16 protein-coding genes are annotated in these 19,394 nt (G+C 42.4%); 12 read left to right on the top strand and 4 right to left on the bottom strand.

The features are described 5' to 3' along the window. The first annotated feature begins 16 nt into the window (after positions 1-16). The gene (locus MSG93_RS10820) at positions 17-1,822 is read left to right on the top strand and encodes an ABC transporter ATP-binding protein (protein WP_324621824.1); all 1,806 of its coding nucleotides are present in this window, start codon (positions 17-19) and stop codon (positions 1,820-1,822) included. Positions 1,823-1,926: 104 nt separating this feature from the next. Here MSG93_RS10820 and MSG93_RS10815 read toward each other — a convergent pair whose 3' ends face one another. Further along, positions 1,927-2,778, bottom strand: coding sequence for a hypothetical protein (locus MSG93_RS10815; RefSeq protein ID WP_202741136.1), 852 nt, complete (start codon positions 2,776-2,778; stop codon positions 1,927-1,929). A 252-nt stretch (positions 2,779-3,030) separates the two neighbouring features. Between MSG93_RS10815 and MSG93_RS10810 the strand changes: the two genes are divergently transcribed. Next, a complete protein-coding gene (locus MSG93_RS10810; protein WP_324621822.1) occupies positions 3,031-3,549 on the top strand; it encodes a hypothetical protein in 519 nt (172 codons plus the stop codon). 65 nt (positions 3,550-3,614) lie between these two features. Here MSG93_RS10810 and fadA read toward each other — a convergent pair whose 3' ends face one another. Next, the gene (gene fadA, locus MSG93_RS10805; RefSeq protein WP_324621821.1) at positions 3,615-4,787 is read right to left on the bottom strand and encodes an acetyl-CoA C-acyltransferase FadA; all 1,173 of its coding nucleotides are present in this window, start codon (positions 4,785-4,787) and stop codon (positions 3,615-3,617) included. 12 nt (positions 4,788-4,799) lie between these two features. Then, positions 4,800-6,953: a fatty acid oxidation complex subunit alpha FadB gene (fadB, locus tag MSG93_RS10800; RefSeq protein WP_047431485.1), complete on the bottom strand. Its 2,154-nt coding sequence runs from the start codon at positions 6,951-6,953 to the stop codon at positions 4,800-4,802. Positions 6,954-7,440: 487 nt separating this feature from the next. Here fadB and MSG93_RS10795 point away from each other — a divergent pair, with 487 nt between their 5' ends. The 7 genes from MSG93_RS10795 (at position 7,441) to pgsA (ending at position 14,535) form a co-directional block, all read left to right on the top strand. Further along, positions 7,441-8,448 carry a hypothetical protein gene (locus tag MSG93_RS10795; RefSeq protein WP_324621820.1) on the top strand — a complete coding sequence of 336 codons (1,008 nt, stop codon included), beginning with the start codon at positions 7,441-7,443 and terminating at the stop codon, positions 8,446-8,448. Positions 8,449-8,619: 171 nt separating this feature from the next. Next, entirely contained in the window at positions 8,620-9,534 is a 915-nt protein-coding gene (gene lpxO, locus MSG93_RS10790) for a lipid A hydroxylase LpxO (protein WP_009514122.1), read from the top strand. 91 nt (positions 9,535-9,625) lie between these two features. Continuing rightward, positions 9,626-10,045 carry a PH domain-containing protein gene (locus MSG93_RS10785; protein ID WP_324621818.1) on the top strand — a complete coding sequence of 140 codons (420 nt, stop codon included), beginning with the start codon at positions 9,626-9,628 and terminating at the stop codon, positions 10,043-10,045. A gap of 124 nt (positions 10,046-10,169) precedes the next feature. Beyond that, the gene (locus tag MSG93_RS10780; protein WP_324621817.1) at positions 10,170-11,033 is read left to right on the top strand and encodes a hypothetical protein; all 864 of its coding nucleotides are present in this window, start codon (positions 10,170-10,172) and stop codon (positions 11,031-11,033) included. Positions 11,034-11,142: 109 nt separating this feature from the next. Then, positions 11,143-12,942, top strand: coding sequence for an excinuclease ABC subunit UvrC (uvrC, locus tag MSG93_RS10775; RefSeq protein WP_032870557.1), 1,800 nt, complete (start codon positions 11,143-11,145; stop codon positions 12,940-12,942). Positions 12,943-13,046: 104 nt separating this feature from the next. After that, the gene (locus tag MSG93_RS10770; protein WP_199974277.1) at positions 13,047-13,844 is read left to right on the top strand and encodes a thioesterase family protein; all 798 of its coding nucleotides are present in this window, start codon (positions 13,047-13,049) and stop codon (positions 13,842-13,844) included. A gap of 103 nt (positions 13,845-13,947) precedes the next feature. Next, positions 13,948-14,535: a CDP-diacylglycerol--glycerol-3-phosphate 3-phosphatidyltransferase gene (gene pgsA / locus MSG93_RS10765; RefSeq protein ID WP_104021904.1), complete on the top strand. Its 588-nt coding sequence runs from the start codon at positions 13,948-13,950 to the stop codon at positions 14,533-14,535. A 211-nt stretch (positions 14,536-14,746) separates the two neighbouring features. On the opposite strand, the gene MSG93_RS10760 is transcribed toward pgsA, so the two are convergent. Further along, on the bottom strand, positions 14,747-15,526 hold the full coding sequence (locus tag MSG93_RS10760) for an IclR family transcriptional regulator (protein ID WP_005226431.1): 780 nt from the start codon (positions 15,524-15,526) through the stop codon (positions 14,747-14,749). A gap of 434 nt (positions 15,527-15,960) precedes the next feature. Here MSG93_RS10760 and MSG93_RS10755 point away from each other — a divergent pair, with 434 nt between their 5' ends. The 3 genes from MSG93_RS10755 to MSG93_RS10745 all read left to right on the top strand — a co-directional run bounded on the left by MSG93_RS10755 (position 15,961) and on the right by MSG93_RS10745 (position 19,318). Further along, positions 15,961-18,054, top strand: a complete 2,094-nt coding sequence (locus MSG93_RS10755; protein ID WP_324621814.1) for an FUSC family protein — start codon at positions 15,961-15,963, stop codon at positions 18,052-18,054. After that, a complete protein-coding gene (locus tag MSG93_RS10750; protein ID WP_005226435.1) occupies positions 18,047-18,253 on the top strand; it encodes a DUF1656 domain-containing protein in 207 nt (68 codons plus the stop codon). Before MSG93_RS10755 ends, MSG93_RS10750 begins: the two co-directional genes overlap by 8 nt. Before the next feature lie 63 nt (positions 18,254-18,316). Beyond that, positions 18,317-19,318 (top strand): HlyD family secretion protein, encoded by a 1,002-nt coding sequence (locus MSG93_RS10745; RefSeq protein WP_005280899.1) that lies wholly within the window; start codon positions 18,317-18,319, stop codon positions 19,316-19,318. Positions 19,319-19,394: the final 76 nt, after the last annotated feature.

The raw sequence follows: 19,394 nt of genomic DNA, 5'->3' as shown, positions 1-19,394 counted from the left end.
GGCAGACGTTGAATATATGAATTTATGGCAGCTATTTCATAAAGTAAAACCTTTTGTCCTTCCTTATAAGTGGCTGGTTGCCGTGACCTTACTGCTAACCCTGATTGGTGCTCTCACTGCACAGGTCAATGCGTTGACCTTGCAATATGCGGTTGACCAGATCAATGCCGTAGTTGAATCAGGACAGGGCTTGAGAGCAGGCTGGCATATTCTGGTCACCATCAGTGTGATTCTGTTGAGTAAAGAGATCATCAATATCTTTATTCAGTTTGGACAAAAGTTCTTTGGTGAGAGACTTCGCATTCTGATTTCGCAGGATGTGGCGCAGTCGATCATCGTGAAATTTTTACAATATCGGCTGGCGTTTTTTACCCAGGATGATAATCAGGCTGGAAAATTACAGACCCGTATTGATCGCGGGATTGGTTCGATCACCCGACTGGTACAGATTTTCTTTATCGAGATTTTCCCACTGTTTAGTAGTGCCTTGATCGCCTTGGGTTTGATGTTCTATGCCAATGTCTGGATCGGTCTGGTGGCACTGTGTATTGTCCCGATTTATTTTTGGGTCACCTTTAAACAGGCGCAGAAACTCAGTGGCACGCGCCGTAATTTACGTGATGGGCGCGAGCGTAAAAGTCAGGGTATTTTGAGTATTATCAACTCGATCACTGTAATCAAATCCTTTAACCGTGAACAGATCGAAGCAGAAAAACAGCTGACGCTACAAAAACAGTTAACCGATCACCAGATGCGGACACGGCAGCTCAGTTTCTTGTTCGAGGGCTTAAAAACCTTTATTGAACAGATCGGTGTGGTGTTTATTATCATCCTCACCGCCTATTTTGTGCTGGTCGGTGATATGAGCATCGGCATGATCATGTTTCATATTCTGCTATTCAACAATGTCTCTGCGCCGATCCGGTCCTTGCACCGGATCTATGATGAAGTCAATGACGCGATGATTTATGCAGAAAGCTTTTTCAAGATACTGGAAGCGGATGATGAGGTGGAGACGTCGGGCCAATTAAAACCTTCGCCACTCACCGGCAAATTTGAGCTGAAACAGGTGAATTTTTCCTATCCTAATGGTTTTCATGCTTTGAAGGATATTAACCTGACGATTCAGCCCAACAAGATTACGGCTTTGGTGGGCTTATCGGGAGCGGGGAAATCTACCCTGATTAGTCTACTGGATAAGTTCTATCTGCCGCAGTCAGGTGAAATTCTACTCAATGGCACCTCGTTAAATGATATCGATACCCAATATTTACGGGATCATATTGGTCTGGTATTACAAAAAAATCATATTTTTCAGGGGACGATTGAGGAAAATATCCGTTATGGCAAGATGAATGCAACACAGGATGAAATTATTGCAGCGGCACAAAAAGCCTCGATTCATGAGCAGATTCTGAAATTACCGCAGGCCTATCAGTCCGACGCCTTATTGCTTTCAGGTGGACAGCAGCAACGGATTGCGATTGCCCGCATGTTCCTGAAAAATCCCCCGATTATTTTTCTGGATGAGCCGACCGCAAGTCTGGACGCAATCGCAACTGAACAGATCAAACATAGTCTGGATGAGATTAAGCAGGGAAGGACCGTTATTATTATTTCCCATAGTCTGTCCCAGATTATTGATGCGGATTATACCTATGTCATGCAGGATGGCATGATTGTAGAACATGGTGAACATCATCAGCTGTATCAGCAACAAGGCGTGTATAAAAACATCTTTGATGCGATGGCCAAGAGCCTGAATATCGAAAAAATTTCCAAGACTTTTGAGGGGGATGATGAAGAGGAAACCCATAGTTAGTGGATTTTCATTCAGTTCAACATATTCTCAGTTAAATATCCCTGCGACAATTTGAAACAGCGGTAAAGAAATCCCCACAGTTGATGAGGATTTCTTTTAAAAGTTTATTTACTTGCGACTTCGAAGAGTGGATTCAAGATTGCTTTCGCTTCAACAGAATGATTTTTCTTGGAGTAAGGTTTGCCCATCAGTAACCCCGCTTTTGTCCACATAATGGTTTTATTGTTTAAATCAACAATGTGTACCACATACTGTTGCCCTTCCTGTGGAATATAGGCCGTTACCAGACCGCTACCAGCACCGACGGTTGCAAGGGTAACACCTACACTTAAAGCGCCGGCGGCAAATTTCTTACCAAAAGACGCATCCGTACCTGTCACTGATGCAATAAATGCGTAATTGGATTGGGTTAAGTCTTTAATTACCGTAACGTCCTGATCGCTTAGTTCAAGCAGATTACTCACTGGTTTTTTTTCTTTGGCATTTTTAACAGCCAATGCTACCTGTTTATTAAAGCTTTGATTAAGATTGAGCAAAGCTTGCTGCTGTTGCTCTGACAAGGTTTTGTTTTCTAAAGAAACAAGTGGATAATTTTTAATTTCAGCACGTTTAGTTTCACTATCTAGGCGATAGTCATATTTCTTCAGTTGCTCTTCAGGCATAAGACCGCACACAAAAGGCATGAAAGTATGACTGACTGTTACACCTTGTTCATTGAGCTGGCTGGAGAGCAGGGCTGCAAATTTCTGGGCGGTTAAACGAGACTGTTCACCTTCAATCAGACTGGTGCCCAACTCACTTCGAATTAAACATCCATCCGAGATAACGGCAACCTGATTTGTTTTGATCAGCGTTTGAGTTTGATTAAGTTTATTTCGCTCTTCTGGAGAGATTTTCGTGGTTGCGCAGCCTGTGACAGAAAGACCAATTGCCAAACAACAGAGTAATTTTTTCATGTGTACTTTAGGAGGTTGAGTAAAGTTTTGTAAAATTATGGATAAATAATGTATTTAAGTAAATAGTTATCATTATTATTTTTTAATAATTTAAATAGGTTTTTATTTTGGATGAAGCAGGGCGGATTTAAATTGAAATTTACCGTTTATCTGACCCTTACTGAATCCATTCTGACTTTGCTGTAGCCTATTTATATCTGCTTTTATTTAACTCACTATTGTCTTATGGATGAGGGATATTTGGAGCAAACAATGAATTTTCAAAAACAAGCAGCTTTGATCTCCCTGTTGATGATTACAGGCATGCAAATCGCTTATGCACAAGAGGGCGAGGTGACGGCATTACCGACAATTCGGGTCATGGCTGAATCCGAGCTGCGTGAAGAAGTTGGTTTCGTGCCTTATCAAGAAGATAAGCAAATTCGCCAAGCACTGCAGCATCGTGTCTATAAAATTCACAATGACATACAGAATGCAGGTGTGACTGCAAGTCCGACTACTGTGAATTATCAGCCTACGACAGCACAGCCGGATCTTTCCCAATATTCTCCGATTTTGCAGCAGTACATATTGGCTGTGGCATCAGGTTTTCAGTCTTCAGATCCGACCAATGGTCTTTTTAAAATGCTGGAACCTTTGAATATTAATCGCGGTAATATTGACGGTATTCGCAATGGTACGATTAAAATCGATCTAGGCGATATTTTGAAATTGCAGCAACAGATTCGAGATGGATTAAATCCGCCACCGAATCCTTTATTGCCGCGTTAAAAATTTGATCTTAGAAATAAAAAATCCCCGCATAGTGCGAGGATTTTCTTTTATCTCAGTGTTAATTAAACACGTTCGATAATGGTCGCGATACCTTGACCAAGACCGATACACATGGTTGCAAGACCGATTTGTGTATCTTGTTGTTCCATCACGTTCAACAAGGTTGTAGTGATACGCGCACCAGAACAGCCCAATGGGTGACCCAATGCAATCGCACCACCATTCAAGTTGATGATGTCTTGTTTGTCATACACGCCTAAGCCTTTCATGACTGATAAGCCTTGAGCAGCAAATGCTTCGTTTAACTCAATGGTTTGGATATCCGCCATGGTTAAACCAGCACGCTTAAGCGCTTTTTGAGTTGCTGGTACTGGACCATAACCCATGATCGCAGCGTCACAACCTGCAATTGCCATTGAACGAATCACAGCACGTGGTTTTAAACCCAATGCTTGAGCGCGCTCAGCAGACATAAGCAACATTGCAGATGCGCCGTCAGAAAGAGCAGAAGAAGTTGCTGCTGTTACTGAACCATCTTTAGGATCGAAAACTGGTTTCAATGCTTGGAATGCTTCAAGGTTGGCATCAGCACGAATTACTTCGTCGATGTCGCAAAGGATTTTGAAGCCATTGGCATCATGACCTTCAACACCAACGATTTCGTTTTTGAAACGACCTTCTTGAGTTGCAGCCCAAGCACGACGGTGAGATTCAACACCGAAAGCATCTTGTTCTTCACGAGAGATACCGTTCATACGACCTAACATTTCAGCGGTTAAGCCCATCATGTTCGATGCTTTCGCATAGTGTTTAGATGCTTCTGGGTTAAGGTCGATGCCGTGCATCATACCGACGTGGCCCATATGCTCAACACCACCAATGATGAACACATCACCTTGGTTGGTTGCAATCTGTGCAGCAGCCGTGTGGATTGCTTGCATTGAAGAACCACAAAGACGGTTGACTGTTTGACCGCCAGCAGTTTTTGGAATGTCAGCCAATAAACCAATGTTACGAGCAATGTTCATACCTTGCTCTAAAGTCTGGTTTACACAGCCCCAGATTACATCTTCAACTTCGTTGGTATCAAACTGGTTACGAGCAACAAGTGCACGTACTAATTCAGCAGATAAACTGTCGGCACGTACATTGCGGAACATACCGTTACGTGATTTGCCCATGGCAGAACGAACGCCATCAACAATCACAACGTCACGTGGATTTAAAGTAGCCATTCACGTCGCTCCTTAACCGTAGAATTTTGTGTTGTTAGCAGCCATGTCACGCAACATTTGTGGCGCTTCATAAGCCTTACCTAAGTGTGCATATTTGTCGCAAAGCGCAACGTATTCAGCAACACCTGTTTGGTCGATGTAACGGCATGGACCACCGCGGAATGGAGGGAAACCAACACCCATAATCATTGCCATGTCTGCTTCAGAAGCAGTTGCAACGATCTTGTCTTCTAGGCAACGAACAGTTTCGTTACAGAAAGCAAGCATCATACGGTCAATGATTTCCTGATTATCAAACTCGCGTTTTTCACCGGTCACGAATGGTGCAATGATTTCGTATGCTGTTGGATCAACAGTTTTCGCTTTCTTGCCTTTCTTATCTAACACGTATTTGTAGAAACCAACGTCATTCTTTTGACCAAGACGTTTTGCTTCATACATTGCTTCGATTGAACCTTTGTAATCTGGCTTCATACGGTCAGGGAAACCTTCAGCCATCACTTCAGCGCCGTGAACACCTGTATCGATACCAACAACGTCGATCAAGTATGCAGGGCCCATCGGCCAGCCGAATTTCGCCATGACATTATCCACTTGCTGGAAATCCGCACCGTCTTTTACAAGAAGGTCGAATGCACCGAAGTAAGGGAACAATACACGGTTAACCAAGAAACCTGGGCAGTCGTTAACAACGATTGGTGTTTTACCCATTTTTTGAGCAAGAACTACAGTTGTTGCGATTGCTTCTTCAGAGGTCTTTTCACCACGAATGACTTCTACAAGCGGCATCATGTGAACTGGGTTGAAGAAGTGCATACCTACAAAGTTTTCAGGACGTTGTAATGCTTTTGCTAAACGTGTGATTGAAATCGTCGATGTATTAGATGCAATGATCGTGTTTTCACGAACATGTTTTTCAGTATCAGCAAGTACGATTTCTTTTACTTTTGGATTTTCAGTCACCGCTTCGATCACGATATCCACTTCTTTAAACTCGTCATAGCTTAAAGTTGGACGGATGCGAGCAAGTGTTTCACCCATTTGCGCAGGTTTCATTTTCTTACGTTCAACTTGCTTGGTGAGCAAGCCATTCGCTTCTTTCATACCCAATGCAAGTTGTGGATTACCAATGTCTTTCATGATGATTGGTGTGCCTTTGCTTGCCGCTTGGTAAGCAATACCACCACCCATGATACCAGCGCCTAGAACAGCGGCTTGGTTTACCGGATGAGCACCTTTCTCATATTTTTTCGCAGTTTTCTTCACCACTTGGTCATTGATGAATAAACCGATCAATGCACCTGCTTGTGGAGTAATCGCAGCTTTTGCAAAACCTTGTGCTTCAGCTTTTAATGCGTCATCACGGGTTGAGCTTGCACCTGCTTGTAAAGAATCAAGCAATAATTTTGGCGCAGGGTATTGAGCAGGGTTTGCTTTCGCAAGTACCGCACCTTTCGCCGTATTGAACGCCATCATTTGTTCAAGCGGGTTCAATTTGATTGCATCTAATTTTTCTTGACGCTTTGCTTTCCAGTTTAAACGGCCAGCGATGGCTTGTTTAACGAGATCAACCGCAGCTTCTTGTAATTTGTCAGCAGCAACAACCGCATCTACAGCACCATCTTTCAATGCAGCAGCTGGTTTTTTCGGGTTCGCCATTGCCATCCATTCAACGGCATTGTCGATACCGATTAAACGGCTTAAACGTACGCTACCACCAAAACCAGGATAGATCCCCAATTTGATTTCTGGTAAGCCAACTTGCGCTTGTTCTGACATCACACGATAGTCACACACCAAGCACATTTCAAAACCGCCACCCAACGCTGTACCATTAATAGCAGCAACTTTAGGTAGATCTAAATCTTCAAAACTGTTGAAGATTTCATGTACAGGCATAAGCCAATCAACAATCGCTTGCTCACCAGCAGCGAAGTTGTCGCCAAATTCAGTGATATCAGCACCAACGATGAAGGTTGATTTGCCAGAAGTTACGACTAAGCCTTTAATATCGTTATTGGCTTTCACTGCAGCAATTGCTGCTTGGAAGTCTTCGATGGTTGCACGGTTAAACTTGTTAACCGACTCACCTTGTAAGTCAAAGCGGAATTCTGCAATTCCGTCCGCAAGCATTTGGACGGTAATGGCATTGCCAGCGTGGATCATGCCTGATCTCCCTTGTTGTGGAGGATTCTAAGTGGATGTCATAAAGCATATGTGCAGTTTCAGCACATAAAAAAGCTTCGCTAATCTTACGATAACTATATCCAAAAAGGACATAACAAGTTGTATCAAGCCGTGACGCTAGGGTCACCATTTGTTTTTGTTGCCCTATCTTTGACTTTATCTGTTTGAAAAAAATAATTTTTAAGTATTCTTGGTTGTGTTTATTCTGGCTTTTATGAGGCTTTATTTATCGTGTCGAAATGCCTGTGCTCTTTAAATATTCAACTGTTTTTAATGCTGTGAATCAGACCTATGGATGGGGGACTAACTCTATAAATTTTGACTTTAATCTAAAGATTGGAAATATCAAACAAGCATTTTTATTAAACAAAACAGGACATTTTATAAACAGTGGACAGAAAGACTTGTCTATTTTTTTATCTTTAGATAAGCTTCATGTGATAAAAATGTTTAAGAAAGTAAAATTATGTTAAAAATTAAAATTGTTGTATTGGCCATGCTTCCATTGATGTTGAGCGCATGTGGAGGAGGTGGTGGATCTAATGATAATAAATCCACAAACACCAATCCAAGTACTGAAACTCAAGACTCTACTGCAGATGGTACGCGTTATTATTTTATGGATTATAACGCAGATACCGAAGATGAGCTGAATACTGCTTATTTTCAAATCTTTAATAAAAAGTCTACCATCGCCTCTTCAAATCAGACTTTAGATGAATATTTATTAACAGAGAAAAAGCTTTATTTACCAACAGATAAAGCTTTGAATACGATGAATATTAATACCATGACTGATTGGCGACTGGATATTGTTGGAGATGTTAAAGAAGACTGGAAATTACAAAAAATTGATCTTTCTGGGAAAAATATGTTTGATGCAGTGCTACCGGGTTACCGTGAAATCGGCTTTACTGTGACAGACAACAGTACTGCAAATGGCCGCATCTTTCTTAATACCTATGGTCAAAATAAATTTCCTCAAGGAAGTAGTTGTTATCGTTTAGTCTCAAAAAAATCCAATCAGCCGACCTTCGCATTTAATACGGATCAGGATTATGAAATTAATCAAAGTTTTGAAGAGTTTGATGCTGAAAATGGTCCATATCTCGAGTATTTGAATCAAACCAATCCGTTTGGCTTTAGCTATAGGGCAGTTAAAGGATCGTGGCTCAATGTTCCATGGACGACAATTTATGATACCAGTCTGGGTTTACAGGCAGGTAATGCTGTTGCAGTACAATATGGCGGCAAGACCTATGCGGCAGAATATACCAGCAATATCGCTTGGACTGCTGATCAAGAAAGTCTGCACTGGGATATTTTCCTCAAAAAACAGTCTGATCCAGCAGCAATTCGTGTTGCCAAATTAAGAATGGCTCAGTTGAAATCAGGTTGTTATGTCTTTAATGAAACTGCTGCAGATGCACTTGTTTCTTTGAGTTCATTGAACTGGAAACCATATCAAGACTAATCTCAGACTCATCTTGACTAAATCTCAGAAATGAATATTTCTGAGATTTTTATTTATTAAAAAATGATACTTATTGATCTAGGTCTGAATTTTCTTCGCGAGTTTGTTATTATTTCTCCATTTCAAATTCCGTCGAAGTATCCTAGATGATACTCAAGAGTGAGTAACTATATGATTAAGTGGATCATATTAGCGATTTTTATCATTTCTGCGTTGTATATTCAGCGCCGCGGAAAAGTAAAGCATTCGTTTTATCGTCAATTCTTTGACCATTCGACGATCCTCGCGCCAATTAACTTTTTAATGTACATGTTTTCCAAAGTGCCGAATCAGCCCTATATCGACACCCAGCATTTTAAGGATTTAAAAATCCTTGATGAAAACTGGGAAATGATTCGTGATGAAGCCAAAGCTTTGTATGACAAAGGTGGGATTAAAGCTTCAAGTAGTTATGATGACTTGGGCTTTAACTCGTTCTTTAAAACGGGCTGGAAACGGTTCTATTTGAAATGGTATGACTCTGCGCATCCATCAGCAGCTGAACTTTGTCCGAAAACAACCGCTTTATTAAAAACATTGCCTACGATTAAAGCGGCGATGTTTACTGAACTTGCACCAGATAGCCGTCTGGTACGTCACCGTGATCCATATGCAGGTTCATTGCGTTACCATTTGGGTTTGATCACACCAAATGATGACCGTTGCTTTATTGATGTAGATGGTGAACGTTATTCTTGGCGTGATGGTGAAAGTGTGGTGTTTGATGAAACCTATATCCACTATGCTGAAAATACCACGGATCAAAACCGTATCATTTTCTTTGCCGATGTTGAGCGTCCATTAAAAACACGTTTTATGGAAAAATTTAATCACTGGTTTGGGAAAAAGGTGATGACGGCTGCGAGTTCACCCAATGAAGCAGGTGACCAGACAGGTGGTTTGAACAAGGCCTTTGGTTATATTTACCAGATCCGAATTAAAGCCAAAGCCTTGAAGAAGTCAAACCGTTCGTTGTACTACTTCTTGAAGTGGTTCATTATGCTAGGTTTGTTCTTCCTGATTTTTATTCGTCCTTATGTCTTTTAAGTTCGAATAATGTGGACGCCCGAAAGGGCGTTTTTTTATGACTGATTAAGCTAGAATAATATAAGTTTATAAAAGAAACTTAAGGAAAAATATGCAAGTATTCCGTTCCAAAATTGATTGGTGGTTTTGGGGTATCGTGATTGCAACATCAGGGTTATTACTGCAATTATTATGGACCATGTATATCAAGGGAACGATACAGGAATATCCTGAACATGCAGTAATTTATTTTTTTATTATTGTATTGTTGTGGTGGCCGATTCTAAATACGCGCTATATCGTAACCGAACAGCACTTAGTGATTCGTTCGATGTTATTTAAGTGGCAGATCAACAGATCAAACATTACTAAAGTCTCGGAAAGTCATAACATCATTTCATCTCCTGCCTTATCTTTGGATCGTTTACGTATTGATTATCAGAAAAATGGTGTGGCAAGTCATATTTTGATTTCACCTAAAGATAAAGATGTTTTCTGTCAGGCCCTAGGACAAGGACGCGATAAAGCATAGGTGAATAATTTGTTATTTCAGATGAGCTAGATAAACTTGTTTTTTTGAATGGAAATAATTTTTTAGTTGTACGGAATAGTATGACTTGGATAAAATTCAATATTTAAAATCATGAGAAAATATAATGAAAAAACAATTGTTGATTGGGTTAAGTTTTTTAAGCCTAGTGGCTTGTAGTGAAGAAAATGATGATCATTATGGAACTGTTGACCCAAAGAATAACGCTTTTTACAGTTATGATCTTGCAGCCACAAATCAATCAAACAAACTGATAAAAAAAAGCTATCAGATCGATAAAAATAATGATCTTTTAATTGCTTACAATGAAAAACCTGTATTACAAACGGAAGCTCTTCGAAACTTTATAACAAGCAATGGTATCTCAACAATATTTCCGCCACAAAATACAGCGGGAGCTTATATGGTGGGTCGTAAAGCAATATTTAATGATCGTGTTTTAGAATACGAACCTTATAATTTAGAACAGAGAACAACATTTAAGCTCACTTATCAGCTTAAGAAGATTGACTTATCTGGCTTACAAGTTTCGGACGCCGTGCGATACTTTTTAAGCCAAGCGACAGCATCAACTCTGATAAATGATGCAACACTGGAAATTCTTCAAGCTTTATTATTTGCTAGTCAAGATAAATTCCCCTCAGGTGCAACATGTTGGCAGAAACAAGTTCAGTTGAGTACGCAAGATTATATTGAATCTTATCCGACACAAAATCTTGCGCACGTCAGCACGAGTAGTAATGTCCAAAATCAGGGAATCTGGCAAAATGCAGCATGGACAGCATTTCAACCCAGCACAGAGTTTAATTTAGCGAATACACGGATCCGTCATCAGGCTCGTGAATATTGGGGTTTTTACCATACTACAAGAGAAGTTCAAGTAGTTCCTTCCACAAATGAACTGGCCTGTGATTTATTTAACGAGTCTGCATTTAAGAGCGTGGACAAAGTATTAGGCAAGGTTCTTTAATCATCAATGTAATTTGAGTTATTCAATTGATAGATTTCAGCTCAATTGACTTGAAATTGATTTAGGCAGGCTACATCATCAAGATAATACTGATGATTAAAGCTGACTAGTGAATTCAAACGCTCGAGAACACATTGAAAAAATATTGGCGCATATGACCCAATTACCCGGTGTTTATAAAATGCTGGGTAAGGACGGCGAACTGCTATATGTGGGCAAAGCCAAAAACCTGAAAAACCGTGTCTCGAGCTATTTTGTAAAAACCATTGATCATCCGAAGACACAGGCTCTGGTGGCCCGTATTTATGATATTGAGTCGCTAGTGGTGCGCTCGGAAACGGAAGCATTATTACTCGAACAAAACCTGATTAAACTGCATCGTCCGCCCTATAATATTATGCTGCGGGATGATAAGTCTTATGTCTATATCTTTGTATCTGCTGACAAACCCTATCCACGAATCGCCAGTGGGCGAGGCAAGGGCAAGCATCAGATTGGCAAGTTCTTTGGGCCTTATCCCAGTGCCTATAGTGCCAGAGATACCTTACTGGTTTTACAAAAATTATTTAATGTACGTCAGTGTGAAAACAGCTATTTTTCCCAGCGTAAACGCCCGTGTCTGCAATACCAGATTAAACGATGTACTGCGCCGTGTGTGGGTCTGATTAGCCCCGAAGATTATAAAGAAGATGTCGATAACTCGATCCGCTTCTTGCAAGGCGATACCAAAGAGCTGAATCAGGAACTGATCAGTAAAATGGAGCAGGCGGCAGAAGCGCTGGAATTTGAGAAAGCCGTGTTCTATCGCGATCGTTTGGGCTTATTGCGTGAAGTTCAGGCCCAGCAAGCAGTATTTAAAATTAAGGGCGAGGCCGATATTCTGGCGATTGCCTATCAGGCAGGGGTGACTTGTGTCCAGATCATGCATGTACGTAATGGACGGATGCTGGGCGGTAAAAGTTATTTCCCGGATATGCTGAGTGATGATCTGGGGCAGATGCTCAGTGATTTTATGGCGAATTTTTATTTTCAGGTGGCTGATGAAGTGCCGTCTGAACTGATTGTGAATATCGACATTCCTGACAAGGTTCAACTGGAAGAGGCGTTACAGCAAAGCTTTCATAAAAAGGTCCAGATCAAGCATAAAGTGCGTGAAACGCGCGCGGAATGGCTTGAGCTGGCGCAAATGAATGTCCAGCATGCGATTAAAGGTAAGTTGAGTAGTCATCTGGAACTGAATGAGCGTTTTCATCAGCTAGAACAGGTAGTTGGTCGCCCGATTGATCGGATTGAATGTTTTGATATCAGTCATACCATGGGTGAAGCACCGATTGCTTCTTGTGTGGTGTTCGATCAGGGCGGTGCCAGAAAACGTGATTATCGCCAGTTTGCCATTCAGGATATTACCGGTGGGGATGATTATGCCGCCATGCGTCAAGCGCTGATCCGTCGTTATAAAAAGAATATGCTGCCAGATTTACTATTGATTGATGGTGGTAAAGGGCAGTTGCATATGGCGATGGAGGTGATGCAGGAGCTACAGCTGGATGCCTTTATGATTGGGGTATCTAAAGGAGAAGGACGTAAACCTGGACTGGAAACGCTACATTTTACTGATGGCACCAAGATCCAATTGCCCGAAGATCATAAAGCATTGCATCTGATTCAGCAGGTCCGCGATGAAGCCCATCGTTTTGCCATTACCAAACATCGTGCCAAGCGCGATAAACGTCGCAGCAGTTCAGTTCTGGAAGCGATACCAGGTTTGGGGCCAAAACGTAGACGCGATCTGCTCACCCATTTTGGTGGCATTCAGGGAGTATTAAAAGCTTCCGAAAAAGACTTGATGCTTGTTCCTGGTCTGGGTGAAGTGCTGGCGCGAACAATTTATAAAATCTTGCATGAATAAAAGGGCCAATTGACTTAATCGTCCTGTTCAGACTGTACCAATGATCATTCACAAAATATGAAAAACGTTCAAAGATAGGACGTTTTGAACATGAAGGAAAAATGATGTCATTGCTTCCGCTCTATCAGCAGGTTGAACAACAACAGTGGATTGATATCCCGTCAGGCTGGCTACAAGGCCGTACCGTGTTTGGAGGACTGGTCGCAGGCATTCTGATCCAGAAAGCTTTAAGTATTGTACAAGATGCAGCAAAGCAACTGCTGAGCTGTAATATCACGTTTGTGGGCCCGGTACAGCAAGGACAGGCCAATATTACCGCGGAAGTCTTACGTGAAGGCAAGTCGGTGACTACGCTGGAAGTGAGGTTATGGCAGAACGAGGCTGTACAAACGATCTTGATCGCCAGCTTTGGTTCAGCGCGTGAGTCCCGGATTCATGTTGAAAACTTGCCACAGGTGCCTGCTTATCCGACGCCAGAGCAACTCGATAAAACCTTTTATATTGAAGGCTTAATGCCTGAATGTTTACAGCATTTTGAACTGTGCTGGGCTGAAGGCAGTTATCCAATGGCTGGCAGTAAAGTGCCTGATTTTGGTGGATGGAGCCGTTTTTCACCCGATTTGCATCAGAATCGTGCCATGCAGCTCCCTGATCTGTTTGCCTTGATGGACGTGTGGCCGCCGGGGGTGTTGCCGATGTTTAAAATACCTGCACCGGCAAGTTCTTTATCTTGGCAGATTACCTATTTACATCCGGTGGCGGAGCAGGTGCAAGACTGGTTTAAGTATAAAGTTGTGACCGAGTATGCAGAACATGGTTATTCCACCGAATATGCTTATCTGTGGAACCGTGAAAACCGTTTAATTGCGGTGCTTAGACAAACAGTTGCGGTTTTTGCCTAGTCGACACTGCGGTGCATTTCGTATAAAGTTGCCTACACATGAATACAATCTCAGCACATCCTTTGTGCAAACTGCATTTGATGCGAACAACATGGCGGTGTTTATGAGCACAGGGCAAATCCTGAACATTCCTAATATCTTAACCTTGGCACGTATTGCCCTGATTCCCGTGTTTCTGGTGATTGCTTACTGGCCACCAGCAATTGGAATTGCTGAGCATCATGGGGGCATGGTGCGTCATATGGTACTGACAGCGATCTTTGTTCTGGCAGCTATAACCGACTGGTTTGATGGCTATCTGGCACGAACCCTGAATCAGACCTCGGCCTTTGGACGCTTTCTGGATCCGGTTGCTGACAAGTTAATGGTTGCAGCGGCTCTGATCGTTCTGGTGCAATGGCAACCGACCATTTCTATGGCCTTTGCTGCGATCGTGATTATTTCGCGGGAGATTACCGTATCTGCCTTACGTGAATGGATGGCGGAACTTGGTGCGCGTACCAGTGTTGCGGTTTCAACGGTCGGAAAATACAAAACCGCCTTTCAAATGATTGCGATTAGCGTATTCCTGTTGAACTGGAAACCTTTGGAGATCTGGGCCTATGCCTTGCTCTATGCTGCTGTCATTTTAACCTTATGGTCGATGTTTATTTACATGAAAGCTGCGTGGCCGTATTTAAAACAGCCCTAAGCCCTAGTTGAATACCAAAAAGCCTTCGATTGAGAGGGCTTTTTTATTGCTTGATGGATGGCGAGGCAAGAAAAAAGCCCATAACAACGATGAGCTTAGTTCTCTGAGGAAAGTCATGCTCTTTTGGGAGAGTATGCTGAAGAACATAATCATCATATGAGAATTTGTTGCTATTTACAACCGTGTAAAATGTAAAAGTTTTTTAATATTCTCAAACGGGCTGGCCTTGGCTCTCAGACAAGCTTACAAATTTATGTTCAATCTGATGGGCATTATTTTGCAAAATTTCAATCAGCTTTTGGATGTTGATGAAGTCAAAACGGTTCTTTGAAGCCACCAGAGTCAGTGCAATCGGTGCTTCTTTACTGGAGAAACGGATAGGTACCGACAAACTACACAGTTGAGGATCAATTTCACCTTGAGATAAATAGAAGCCTTGTTTCTTGATTTTGCGCATATGTTGAATGAACTCTTCTTGGGTCTGCGCAAATCCGACTTGTGCCAATTCTTTTGAAAACTGCTGATAATAGGCCTGAATTCGTTGCTTGGATAAATGAGCGATCACGATTTTAGGTGAAGCGCCAATATACACCGGACGTGGACAACCTCGACCAAAAGACAGTAGTTCTGCATCTTTAAAGGTCTCATGATGCAGATCGATACAGTAATCATGATTTAAATAGGTGAGTAAACAACACAATTCGGTGCGTTCCACAATATCGCGCATAAACGGAATGCTGATCTGAACCAGAGGATCTGTACTATGCGAAATATAGTCAAGTACCGCAATTTTAGAACCAAGGGTATAGTCACCCGAGGTACCACTAATACGCTTGAGTATATCGGCAGAGACCAGTTCTTTTAAATAACGATAGGCGGTAGGTTTAGAAAGACCAAGCTCATCACAAATGATATCGACATTGATAATCGGACGTGAAACTGAAAATAAATCCAGTACGGTGAGAATTTTACCAAAACTCGAAATTGCCATGATGCGTTGTCTACTCCTTGCCAAATAACGTGAAAACCGAACTTTTATTGCTTTATAACAGAAAAGGCTTAAGTGGGGTATGGGATTTTAAATTTGCTCAGCTTCGATCAGGCAATAGAGGCCGTTGTTGAGAAAATTCTGAAATATCAGCGTCATTATTTTAGATTAAAATTAAAAATTATCAAATAGTGATAATTTATGTTGACTAATTCGCTTTGTTTTGAAAAAATTAGCAGCACAATGTCTTATTTGGATAATTATTTTTAGGGAAATCTCTCTAAAAATCCCAGACGCAAGCATTGTAAATCACTCCCAATACCCAGTTTTATTCCTATCAATTGCCCTGATTTGAATTCTTCAGATCAGTCTGGACAAGTCGTCACCTATTTATTGATGTGATGAGGATCAAACTGACTCTGAATTGAGACATGTTCATGCTATTTAAACAGTTGTTGGCTTTTAGACCGAGTCGACTCGACATCATCTTTGCGTGCAAAACATTTGTAGCAGGTATGCTGGCATTGTTTATCTCGTTTGAACTGGACCTGATCAATCCGATGTGGTCGATTGGTACCGTGCTGATTATTGCCAATCCTTATTCAGGGATGGTGTCTTCCAAATGTGTGTATCGTTTAGTGGGAACCGTTGCGGGGGCAATCATTGCCTTATTGCTGACACCGCATTTTATTAATACGCCGTGGCTATTCACCATTATCCTGTCTTTATGGGTTGGTTTTGCCTTGTATGTGTCGTTACTTGACCGCACGCCGCGCAGTTATGTGTTCATGCTGGCGGGGTATTCCACGGCAATGATTGTGTATAACGCGATTACGTATATCGATACCTATAATATTTTTGATATTGCCATGGCTCGGGTGCTGGAAATTTCTATTGGGGTGGTGGCCACCGCCGTGGTCTCCGCCACCTTTTTTCCGGTCCATGTCGGGGCCATGATCAAGCAGCGTGTCAATAAAACCCTGAATGATCTGGAAAATACCTTTGAGCGTTTAATTACCGCTCAGAAAGAACCAGAAAACTACACCCAGGTTTTATCGGTCATTACCCGTGATGCTTCTGATATTCATGCCTTGGCCGTGCATCTGGCTTATGAAAAAGGTGAGCTCAATGGCATGACCAAACCCTTGCAGGAAATGCTGCATCAGGTGTCTTTGGTGGTAGCGAATCTGGTGGCTTTGTCACAACGGGTGAAACAGCTCGGGCAAATGCAATTGACCAGTCTGACCCCACATTTAGATCGGCTTCGTCAGGATACCTTGACCTTTCTAAAACAGGAACGGGGTTTAACACCAGCAGATTTACAAACATTGCCTGAAAGTTTTGAACAGGACTTTGCTGAGTTGATGTCGATTGCAACGCCTGAACAGCAAATTGTACTGGCAGCCTTGAAAATGGATGTGCGTCATTTTATTGCCAATATGCTGGCGGTAAAACTGATCTGGCAACAGATCCAGCAGGGCAAAAAAGACATACCCGCTGAAATTACCTCGATCACTACCAAATATCCGAGTTTGCACCGCGATCATGGTATTGCGATTCGTGGCGGCATTAGTGCCGTGCTGATCACGTTTATTGTTACCGGTGCCTGGATTTTATCAGGCTGGAAAGCCGGCTTCATGATGGCGCAAATGGGTGCCATCACGGCCTGTATCCTGACCGCTCTGGATAATCCGGTGCCAGTACTCCGCATCTTTATCTGGGGCAGTATCGTTTCGGCAGGACTCGTATTTTTATACGCCTTTGGTATCTTCCCGCACGTCACTCACTTCTGGCAGTTGGCGCTGGTATTGTTTCCGGTGTTTCTGGTGGCCGTGACCATGATGGCAAACCAGATGCTGATGCCAATCGGTATGGTACTGGGCATTAACACCATGATGGGTTTGAACTTGCATAATCAGTACACCATGGATGCCGTGTCCTATCTGGACAGTTCCTTCGCCATGGTCCTAGGGGTGATGGTGTCGCTAATTGTGATTGATCTGGTACGTGCGGTTTCTCCTGATACCAGTGCGACACGGATTCTGGCTTTGCATTATCAGGCCATGCGACAGGCATTACATCTGTCTTATGGCAGTGACTTCAAGATTCATTTACGCAGCATGCTGGATCGTGTCGGTGTATTGAATACCAAGATGGTACAAAATCCAGAAATTAAAACAGCAATTCAAAATGCTTTGGTGGAAAGTAGCTCGATTGTGGATCTGGTGCGTTTACAGGAAATTAGCCAGAAATTGCCGCAACTGGCAGAACTGCAACAAGAAGTGAATGGGTTACAGCAACAACTGACCGCGTATTTTCAGGCCCAAGAGAAGCAACTGTCGATTCATCATTTTCCAGCAGAGATCGTGCAGAAAATCGCGCGTTTGCAGCATATTGCTCCACAGATTGAAGATGCTCAATTACGTCAACGACTACTGATTTCGCTGAATAATATCTGCGAAAGCATTGGGCATATTTCCACAGAACAGCGCTATTCAGACATGTATGGCTTAGGTATATCTCATGGGTGAACTTAATCTTTATGGCATTTATATTCCGATTCTTTTGGTACAGGCCATTATTGCCTATGTGTTGTTTAAGCTTGCAGGTCCATGGCTTGATCGGCTGATCAGTAAGGGTTGGATTGCACTGCCGAGTATTTTTAATTTGTGCTTTTACTTGGGACTCTTGCTGCTGGTGCACGGGTTATTTGTATGGTTCTGGGCTTAAGTGTTTTGAATAACGCATCTATGAAATTTAATGATTTAAAGATAAATGGTAAAGGTAATGAACATGAATGCATTTGATGTGAGAAAAGTCATACGTCCAATTGTATTACTTGTGGCGGTCCTGATCGCAGTATATACGGTGGTGCATTTATGGAATTACTACAATGCTGCACCGTGGACACGGGATGGCCGTATTCGTGGTGATGTGATTCAGGTGGCCTCCGATGTCAATGGGTTGGTCACCGAAGTGCTGGTGCAGGACAACCAGAGCGTGAAAAAAGGTCAGGTGCTATTTAAAATTGATGTGGCACGTCAGGCGCTGGATGTGGAACAGGCCAAATCGGATTTAGCCAAAGCCAAAGCCGGTTTGGCGCAGGCACATGCCAATCTGGCAGGAGCAAAAGCCAGTCTGGTCAAAACTGAAGCCAATATGAAACTGGCGGAGAAAAATGCTGCGCGTTATGCCAGCTTGATGGATGGTGCCATTTCCAAGCAAGAACAGGATCAAGTCTTTGCGACACGTGATCAAGCGATTGCAGAAAAAGAACAACTGACTGCCAATATCGAACAAGCCAATGCTGCGATCCAGCAACAACAAGCCTTGATTGAGGTGGCCAATAGCACGCTGCATTTGGCCCAGTTGAATTTGCATCGTTCTGAAGTGGTTGCACCAGCGGATGGAACGTTATCGAACTTTGATTTACGTGTCGGTAACTACGTCAAAGTTGGGCAAGCCGTGGCAGCATTGTTAGATCGTCAACAACTTTATGTGGTCGGTTATTTTGAAGAAACCAAACTCAACCGTATTCATGTCGGTGATGCTGCAACGGTACAACTGATGGGTGATCGTCAACAGATTCGTGGTCATGTGCAGGGGATTGCCTCAGGGATTGAAGACCGTGAGCGTTCTGGTAGTTCAAATTTATTGGCGAATGTGAATCCGACCTTTAGCTGGGTGCGTCTGGCGCAGCGTGTACCGGTAAAAATTGTACTGGATGAACAGCCGCATAATCCATTGGCCTTTGTGTCGGGGCGTACCGCGACTGTGAGAATTATTGAAAAATAATCCATACGGTTCCCAAGTGGTCTAATTCATTCAAGAATGAGACAACAAAAAGCGGCATGGAACGCCGCTTAATGAT

Source organism: Acinetobacter sp. IK40, assembly GCF_035615075.1.
Classification (GTDB): Bacteria; Pseudomonadota; Gammaproteobacteria; order Pseudomonadales; family Moraxellaceae; genus Acinetobacter; species Acinetobacter courvalinii.
This window is presented reverse-complemented; position numbering and strand designations above follow the sequence as displayed.

What these genes read in the sequence shown, in the direction of transcription:
- MSG93_RS10820 (WP_324621824.1), top strand. Translation starts at nt 17, where the DNA reads ATGAATTTATGGCAGCTATTTCATAAAGTAAAACCTTTTGTCCTTCCT.
- MSG93_RS10815 (WP_202741136.1), bottom strand. Translation starts at nt 2,778, where the DNA reads ATGAAAAAATTACTCTGTTGTTTGGCAATTGGTCTTTCTGTCACAGGC.
- MSG93_RS10810 (WP_324621822.1), top strand. Translation starts at nt 3,031, where the DNA reads ATGAATTTTCAAAAACAAGCAGCTTTGATCTCCCTGTTGATGATTACA.
- fadA (WP_324621821.1), bottom strand. Translation starts at nt 4,787, where the DNA reads ATGGCTACTTTAAATCCACGTGACGTTGTGATTGTTGATGGCGTTCGT.
- fadB (WP_047431485.1), bottom strand. Translation starts at nt 6,953, where the DNA reads ATGATCCACGCTGGCAATGCCATTACCGTCCAAATGCTTGCGGACGGA.
- MSG93_RS10795 (WP_324621820.1), top strand. Translation starts at nt 7,441, where the DNA reads ATGTTAAAAATTAAAATTGTTGTATTGGCCATGCTTCCATTGATGTTG.
- lpxO (WP_009514122.1), top strand. Translation starts at nt 8,620, where the DNA reads ATGATTAAGTGGATCATATTAGCGATTTTTATCATTTCTGCGTTGTAT.
- MSG93_RS10785 (WP_324621818.1), top strand. Translation starts at nt 9,626, where the DNA reads ATGCAAGTATTCCGTTCCAAAATTGATTGGTGGTTTTGGGGTATCGTG.
- MSG93_RS10780 (WP_324621817.1), top strand. Translation starts at nt 10,170, where the DNA reads ATGAAAAAACAATTGTTGATTGGGTTAAGTTTTTTAAGCCTAGTGGCT.
- MSG93_RS10770 (WP_199974277.1), top strand. Translation starts at nt 13,047, where the DNA reads ATGTCATTGCTTCCGCTCTATCAGCAGGTTGAACAACAACAGTGGATT.
- pgsA (WP_104021904.1), top strand. Translation starts at nt 13,948, where the DNA reads ATGAGCACAGGGCAAATCCTGAACATTCCTAATATCTTAACCTTGGCA.
- MSG93_RS10760 (WP_005226431.1), bottom strand. Translation starts at nt 15,526, where the DNA reads ATGGCAATTTCGAGTTTTGGTAAAATTCTCACCGTACTGGATTTATTT.
- MSG93_RS10755 (WP_324621814.1), top strand. Translation starts at nt 15,961, where the DNA reads ATGCTATTTAAACAGTTGTTGGCTTTTAGACCGAGTCGACTCGACATC.
- MSG93_RS10750 (WP_005226435.1), top strand. Translation starts at nt 18,047, where the DNA reads ATGGGTGAACTTAATCTTTATGGCATTTATATTCCGATTCTTTTGGTA.
- MSG93_RS10745 (WP_005280899.1), top strand. Translation starts at nt 18,317, where the DNA reads ATGAATGCATTTGATGTGAGAAAAGTCATACGTCCAATTGTATTACTT.